The sequence below is a fragment of the Helicobacter sp. T3_23-1059 genome (assembly GCF_053654515.1).
Genome location: NZ_JBSIUV010000083.1, coordinates 1 through 6,349, shown reverse-complemented (window position 1 = coordinate 6,349; position 6,349 = coordinate 1). Strand labels below are relative to the sequence as shown.

7 protein-coding genes are annotated in these 6,349 nt (G+C 38.8%); 3 read left to right on the top strand and 4 right to left on the bottom strand.

Features of this window, described 5'->3' with window-relative positions; genetic code table 11:
• Window positions 1-11: 11 nt before the first annotated feature.
• The 3 genes from ACWIX0_RS12650 to ACWIX0_RS12640 form a co-directional block, all read right to left on the bottom strand.
• On the bottom strand, window positions 12-632 hold the full coding sequence (locus tag ACWIX0_RS12650; protein WP_454174348.1) for a SixA phosphatase family protein: 621 nt from the start codon (window positions 630-632) through the stop codon (window positions 12-14).
• 241 nt (window positions 633-873) lie between these two features.
• Window positions 874-1,542 carry a response regulator transcription factor gene (locus ACWIX0_RS12645; RefSeq protein ID WP_454174347.1) on the bottom strand — a complete coding sequence of 223 codons (669 nt, stop codon included), beginning with the start codon at window positions 1,540-1,542 and terminating at the stop codon, window positions 874-876.
• Between the two features lie 135 nt (window positions 1,543-1,677).
• On the bottom strand, window positions 1,678-3,357 hold the full coding sequence (locus ACWIX0_RS12640; RefSeq protein ID WP_454174346.1) for an outer membrane family protein: 1,680 nt from the start codon (window positions 3,355-3,357) through the stop codon (window positions 1,678-1,680).
• 201 nt (window positions 3,358-3,558) lie between these two features.
• On the opposite strand from ACWIX0_RS12640, the gene ACWIX0_RS12635 reads away from it, so the two are divergent.
• Both ACWIX0_RS12635 and surE read left to right on the top strand, forming a co-directional pair.
• Window positions 3,559-4,542: a polyprenyl synthetase family protein gene (locus ACWIX0_RS12635; RefSeq protein WP_454174345.1), complete on the top strand. Its 984-nt coding sequence runs from the start codon at window positions 3,559-3,561 to the stop codon at window positions 4,540-4,542.
• Window positions 4,543-4,565: 23 nt separating this feature from the next.
• On the top strand, window positions 4,566-5,351 hold the full coding sequence (surE, locus tag ACWIX0_RS12630; protein ID WP_454174344.1) for a 5'/3'-nucleotidase SurE: 786 nt from the start codon (window positions 4,566-4,568) through the stop codon (window positions 5,349-5,351).
• A gap of 112 nt (window positions 5,352-5,463) precedes the next feature.
• On the opposite strand, the gene ACWIX0_RS12625 is transcribed toward surE, so the two are convergent.
• Window positions 5,464-5,622, bottom strand: a complete 159-nt coding sequence (locus ACWIX0_RS12625; protein WP_454174343.1) for a hypothetical protein — start codon at window positions 5,620-5,622, stop codon at window positions 5,464-5,466.
• Window positions 5,623-5,634: 12 nt separating this feature from the next.
• On the opposite strand from ACWIX0_RS12625, the gene ACWIX0_RS12620 reads away from it, so the two are divergent.
• Window positions 5,635-6,180 (top strand): hypothetical protein, encoded by a 546-nt coding sequence (locus ACWIX0_RS12620; RefSeq protein WP_454174342.1) that lies wholly within the window; start codon window positions 5,635-5,637, stop codon window positions 6,178-6,180.
• The last annotated feature ends 169 nt before the right edge of the window (window positions 6,181-6,349 follow it).

Here is a 6,349-nt window from a genome sequence, read left to right as displayed (position 1 = left end):
AAATTGAGCCTTTACAAATATTTAGGTGGGATAAAAAGTGAGAGGGTAAATCCTGCTTGCAAATGCTTTGCCTTTGGCTTTTTCTTTAGCTCGATAATTACGCCTTTTGGAAATTCTACCCCCTCAAAAGAATCCACCCCCAATGCGTATTTGACAAAATCACCCAAATCTGGCTCGTGTCCCACAAGCACTAGTGTTTGGCTTGTCTCATCGTTTGCATATATGGCTTTTTCATACCCCTCTATCCCGCAATCTGGCGAGATAAAATCACATAGCTGGCAAGGCACTTTTTTTAGCACTTTTGAGAGTGGCTTTATGGTTTGAATCGTGCGTTTTGCAGGGGAAGTAAGCACGCAAGAAATAGGGGTTCGCTGCGTGTGTAGGGATTTTTGGACAAAAAGGGCGATATTTTCGCTTTGGATTTTGCCTTTTTTACTTAGGGGGCGGAGCATATCATTGTGCGGGATTTTTTTTGCTTTGCAAGAAGTCAAAAAAACTTCTCTATCCATACTATCAGCGTGGCGAATGATGATAAGGCGTTTTAGCTTCGCGCTTAGAGTGTTGGTAAGGTGGTGGCTTTTTGTGGTGTGTGGTAAGTAGTGTGGTTTTTTAGCAGAGGTTTTTGCGGGCATTTTTCTTCCTTTTTGGTTATGTTGCGTTTTTATTGCTACTAATAAAGTGCAAAGATATATCGTCAAAAAGCAAAAATATACGACTTAAAAAAATGCAAAAATCCTAAAACTTAGACAAAATCTACTACAAAAATCCCATAAAATTTGCCACAAAATCCACCACAAATTTTTCACAATTTTTCACAACAACTTAGATTTTTAAATAAAACAAAATCTTAATAAACCTAAAATCTACAAAAATTTATAGGCAAAATTTGTATCCTATCCCCCACACAGATTGCAAAAATTTGGGTTCTTTGGCATTGTCATTTAGCTTTATGCGTAGGTTGCGGATATGCGTATCGACATTTCTTAGGCTAGAATCATCGTGTATGGTAGAAATCGTGTTTGCGATAGATTCTCGGCTGATAGGGTGCAAGCGGTTTTCGATAAGCAGGGCTAGTATGTCAAACTCTGTATTTGTCAAATCTAAAAGTTCATTATGTAAATGGACTTCGCGCTTTTGCGTGTCTATGCGTAGCGCACCAAAAGAGCTTTCTTTTGGCTTTAGCCTGCGAAGTAGCGCGTTTATGCGAGCGATAAGCTCCACAGGCTCATAGGGCTTTGCTAGATAGTCATCAGCACCTTTGTCAAAGCCTTGTATTTTGTTGTAAATATCCCCGCGAGCTGAGGAAATAATGATAGGGATTTTGTATTGTGCGCGGATTTTTTTGCATAGCTCTAAGCCGTCCATTTGAGGAAGCCCTAAATCAAGTATGATTAGCTCAATGCTATTTTTTTGCTCTTTTATGATATCTAGGGCATCATCTGGCAAGGCGGTAGTGATGACTTCAAAGCCTGCTTGCTCTAAATAAGTTTTGATAAGATTTTGTATCTCTACATCATCTTCTATGAGTAGGATTTTGCTCATTTTTATCTCCTTGTTTGGTTTTTTTGTTTGTGCTACCCGACTTCAAATTGTAGCATTATTTATCTTTATTGCAAGATAAATGTGAAATTTGCGATTTTTTACGCATTGTAAAATCTATCCCACGCTAACAAAAATCTAAAATTCATACCTTACCCACACAAAGCTATGGCTTCTATCATCGGTGCGTTTGGGGGTGGATTTGATTGATTGCGCGTTTATCTTGTCGCTTTCTTCTTTGCTTAGATTTTGATTTCCTTTGCCATTTGAGCCTACACGGTATTCCGCTTTTGTCGTATCGCTAAGCCATTCTAGCTTCACTCCCACGCTTAGCCCTCCACCAAAGACATAAGAGAATGCCCCTGCGATAGAACCCTCCTCACTTCGCGTAGAATCCGTGTATCGCCCGATAAGATTCCAACTAAATTTATTATCAAAATGTTTTCCACCGATAAATACAAATGGCGTAATGGCGTTTTTGCTAATGATGTCGCTGATATTTCGCCCTAAATCATACGCGCTAGTCGTCCATAAATCTAGCATTATAGGATTGCCAATCGTCCCTATATACGCATTTGCATTACCAAAGTTTTTATAAAGCCCAAGCCCAAAGTTATATTCATTAAAATCAAATCGTTGCTTTATATAAAGTGTTTGCGTGGATTTTGCTACCAAATCCCCGTAGCGATAATGATTGGGAGAATCTACCACGCGGGAGTTATGCATGGGATTCATAAAATGTAAAGTCGTTTGAGAGCGAAAACCTTTCGCGCTAAAATCCCTATTAGAATCATAGACTAGCTCGATGATTGGCGCAGTGTAAGTGCCGATAGAAAAATACACTTGCGGGCTAATATCAAGCCTGCCAATGCTATAAGTCGCTTTAAATGCGTGGATTCCGTTATTTTTAAAACTGCCGATACCTTTGCCGTCATTATCATAAGATTCATAATATCCGCGAGGGGAATAAAAATCCACAAGCCACTGCCCATAGGCAAACGCCCTGCCATATGAGCTAAACCACCATAAATGAAGATTCCGAGTTTTTAACCCCAGCTCAAAACCTTGCGTGTAGCCACTCATATATTGTGCTTTGGACTCATATCGCCCACCTTTAAAATAAAACCCCTGCCCCTTGCCACTCCCAAAAGAAATCCCATAATCCAAATAAGCATTATTTACCACATAGTAATGTCGCTTTATCTGGCTTCTGCCTTGTAAATCATAGCCCTCCCACATTCCTATGTATTCATTCATCACGCTTTTTTCGCCACCGGGATACTCCCTATGACTAGAATCATACACAAGCCCGCCAGCAGTGATACTAAGCCCAAAATTAAGATTTTGTATGCCTATATCATACTCGCCACCTAATCCAAAGCTACCAACCATCGCGCTAAAACTATCGGTGGGATATTTGCCTATGTTAGGATCTTTGGTTTGGTTGTTAAAGCCGATTTTGCTAAAGCTCTCAATCCAGCCTGTATAATAAAATCTAAAGCCCTCTTTTTGTATGATAGAAGTTGGTTTTTTAGATATTTGGTTAGGTTCGTTGTTTTGTTTTGCAGTGTCGCTATTTTTGTTTTGGATTTCGCTATTTGTGGTGTTTTCATTGTAGTTTGTGGCTTGGCTAGATTCTAGCGCTTGCTCTGCTTCTATGTCGTGGCTAGATTGTGTGATAGTATTTATGGGATTTTGGATAGGTTCTGCATTTAGCGCGGTAATGATGGTGCTACTAAGCGTAAAACAAGATAGCAATGCAAAAGCATTTTGTTTTGCTGGTTTAGATACGCGTGGAAGTTTGTTGGATTTTGACATTTTTGCTCCTTTTTATGTTAAGTGAAAGTGATATATTATTGTATTTTTTGTTAAGATTTGCAAATTTTTGTGCTTTTAAGGTAGTTTTGGCTAAAATCACTCGCGTATATTTGTTTGAAAGCCGTGTTTAAAATTTATGTTTCAAACCTGTGCTTAAAACCTGCATAAACTACGAAAAATCATCAAAATCTAAGGATAAAAATGTCAAAAAACAATCACGCTTTAAGCTACCAAAAAGCAATCAGTGATTTTGAAACATTCCTAAAATCCCAAAATCCTAGCGATATTTTTGCAAAATCCACTTCACAAGATTTTAGCCCGCAAAATAAACAAAATTTCAATCAAGATTCCCTCCCCGCAGATTCGCTTAGATTTTGCTTGCCAGATTTTCACCCGCATTTTTTGCGCGCTTTTTGGGAAATGCTACTAAATGGTGGCAAGCGATTTCGCCCAAATCTTTTGCTAGCGATTGTCGATGGGCTAAACCCTATGCTAACTAAAAACGCATTTTTGCCAGCCTTAGCGTTAGAATGCCTGCATACTTACTCGCTTATCCACGATGATTTGCCAAGTATGGATAATGCCTCACTTCGCAGGGGGAATCCAACCCTTCACACCACCTATGATGAGACTACAGCGATTCTTGTAGGAGATGGGCTAAATACTTATGCGTTTTACTTGCTTAGTAACTGCGTGCTAGCTCCTAGCGTGGTGGTAGCCCTCATACGCGAGTTAGCACAAAATGGCGGGTTAAGCGGAATGATAATCGGGCAGGCATTAGACTGCCACTATGAAAATCAATCTTTAAGCCTAGAAAAACTCCAAACAATCCATATCCATAAAACCGCCAAACTAATCGCTACAAGCCTAAAAATGGGCGCAATTATCGCTAATGCTTCTAATGAGCTAATCGCTAGGCTAGAATCATTTGGGCTAGAATTAGGACTATTTTTTCAAGTGCGAGATGACATCATAGATGCCGTGCAAACAAGCGCAAAAGCAGGCAAGACTACGCAAAATGATAGCGCAAAAAATAGCTATGTAAATCTGCTAGGATTAGATGGCGCACAGCAAAATCTAGGCAACCTAAAATCTAGCCTAGAGTCTAAACTAGATTCTTTTCCATTAGGGATAAAATCTAATCTAGGCTACTTGCTAGAGGATTTTTTCAAAGAAATCACATAGATTAAACACAAAAAAGGATACAAATGACACAAAAACAAATCTTGCTTACCAATGATGATGGCTATGATTCATTAGGACTTTTGGCATTAAAAGAGGCTTTAGAGCCATTAGGACGCGTAGTCATAGTCGCCCCTGCCAACGAAAAATCTGCCTGCGGACACGGGCTAACTATCACAAAAACACTAATGCTACACGAAGTAGAATCCAATCTTTACAAACTTGATGATGGCTCGCCATCAGACTGCGTATATCTCGCGCTAAATACACTATATGGCAAACATAACCCCCCTCATTTAGTAATATCAGGCATAAATATCGGGTGCAATATGGGCGAAGATGTAACCTACTCTGGCACAGTGGCTGGGGCTATGGAGGCTAGCATATTTGGCATACCAAGTGTGGCGATCTCACAGCTTGTAAATAAAGAGGGGGAGGCAAAAGATTGCGATTTTGAATTAGCAAAAAAATGTGCTTATGAAATTGCAAAAGAGATTTTGGCAGATTCTAGTCATTTGAGCTTGCCAAAAAGGCGATTTTTAAATGTAAATATCCCCAAAGCAAAAAAATCCAAAGGCTACAAAATCACCGAGCTAGGCTATCGCCTCTATGGCAATGATGTGCGCAAAGCACAAAATCCGCGTGGCAAAGAATACTATTGGCTAGGCACACATCCGATAAAATGGGAAAAACGAAGCGAGAATCTATGTGATTTTGAAGCGGTGATAAATGGCTATGTCTCTATCACACCTTTAAGCGTGGATATGACAAGCTATGAGGACATAGTCCAACTAAAATCGTGGGAAAAATAGCGTTAGATTTTATGACTTTTGCGACATAGATTTTGACAAAATCTATTTTTTGCAAAGAATACTTTGAAAAAAAAGCATAAAAAAGCGTAAAATCTGTTTTTTTAACCACCCGCTATTCCATACGCGTAGAAATATTATCTAAATCATCAAAATTTATAGCTTGACTAGATTCTAAATAATAAGGGTCGCCCTTAAACCCGCAACCACTGATAAAAAAAGCAAGCAGGCAAAATCCACAAAAGCGCAAGCAAACACGCAAATAAAAACGCAAAAGGTAGCCAAAATGAAATCCCTCAAAGCAAAATCTAGCACAAAAAATGCGATAAATTCTACCAACATAGATTCTATCAAAAAAGCCAAACATATCATCTCCTCAATCTTTGCTAATCCCGCTTATGCAAAGCTAGGCAAGGCATTTTACACGCGCTATAAACTAGAGCAACTAAAAGCCACGCTCCCCCTTGCTATGCAAGAACATATTTTATACATAAGCTACAAGCCACCAAAGTTATTATTTTGCTTTAGCCACCCTAGCTTTTCAAATGAATTTAACCGATACAGAGCCAAAGAAATTATATCGTGTTTGAAACGCTACAAAGATGATTTTAGCGAGTTTTATTTAGAGGGGCTAGAAGTGCGTGGCTATGTCTCAAAAGCCTTGCTAGCAAACGAACCTAGCGAGTTTGATATAAAATCTATGCTAGATAATGCAGAATGCTATTGCGAGCATTCTAAAGGGGAGTTTATAAATTATGCGAGCGATAAAGATTTATATGACAAAATCGAGCAAATTCGTAGCCTAATCCTAAACTTGCAAGCTAATCAATAATGCAAAAATAATAAAAAACTTCTTCGTTGTAAGCAAGCAAAAATGGCTAGCAAAGAGGTGTGAGCGGGCAAAAGTCGCGTGGCAATTCATCAAAATATTGCCATTTTTTGATTGCTAAGCAGATTTTATTATAAATTTGCGTGGGTGGCAATTTATAAAAAAAAAATAT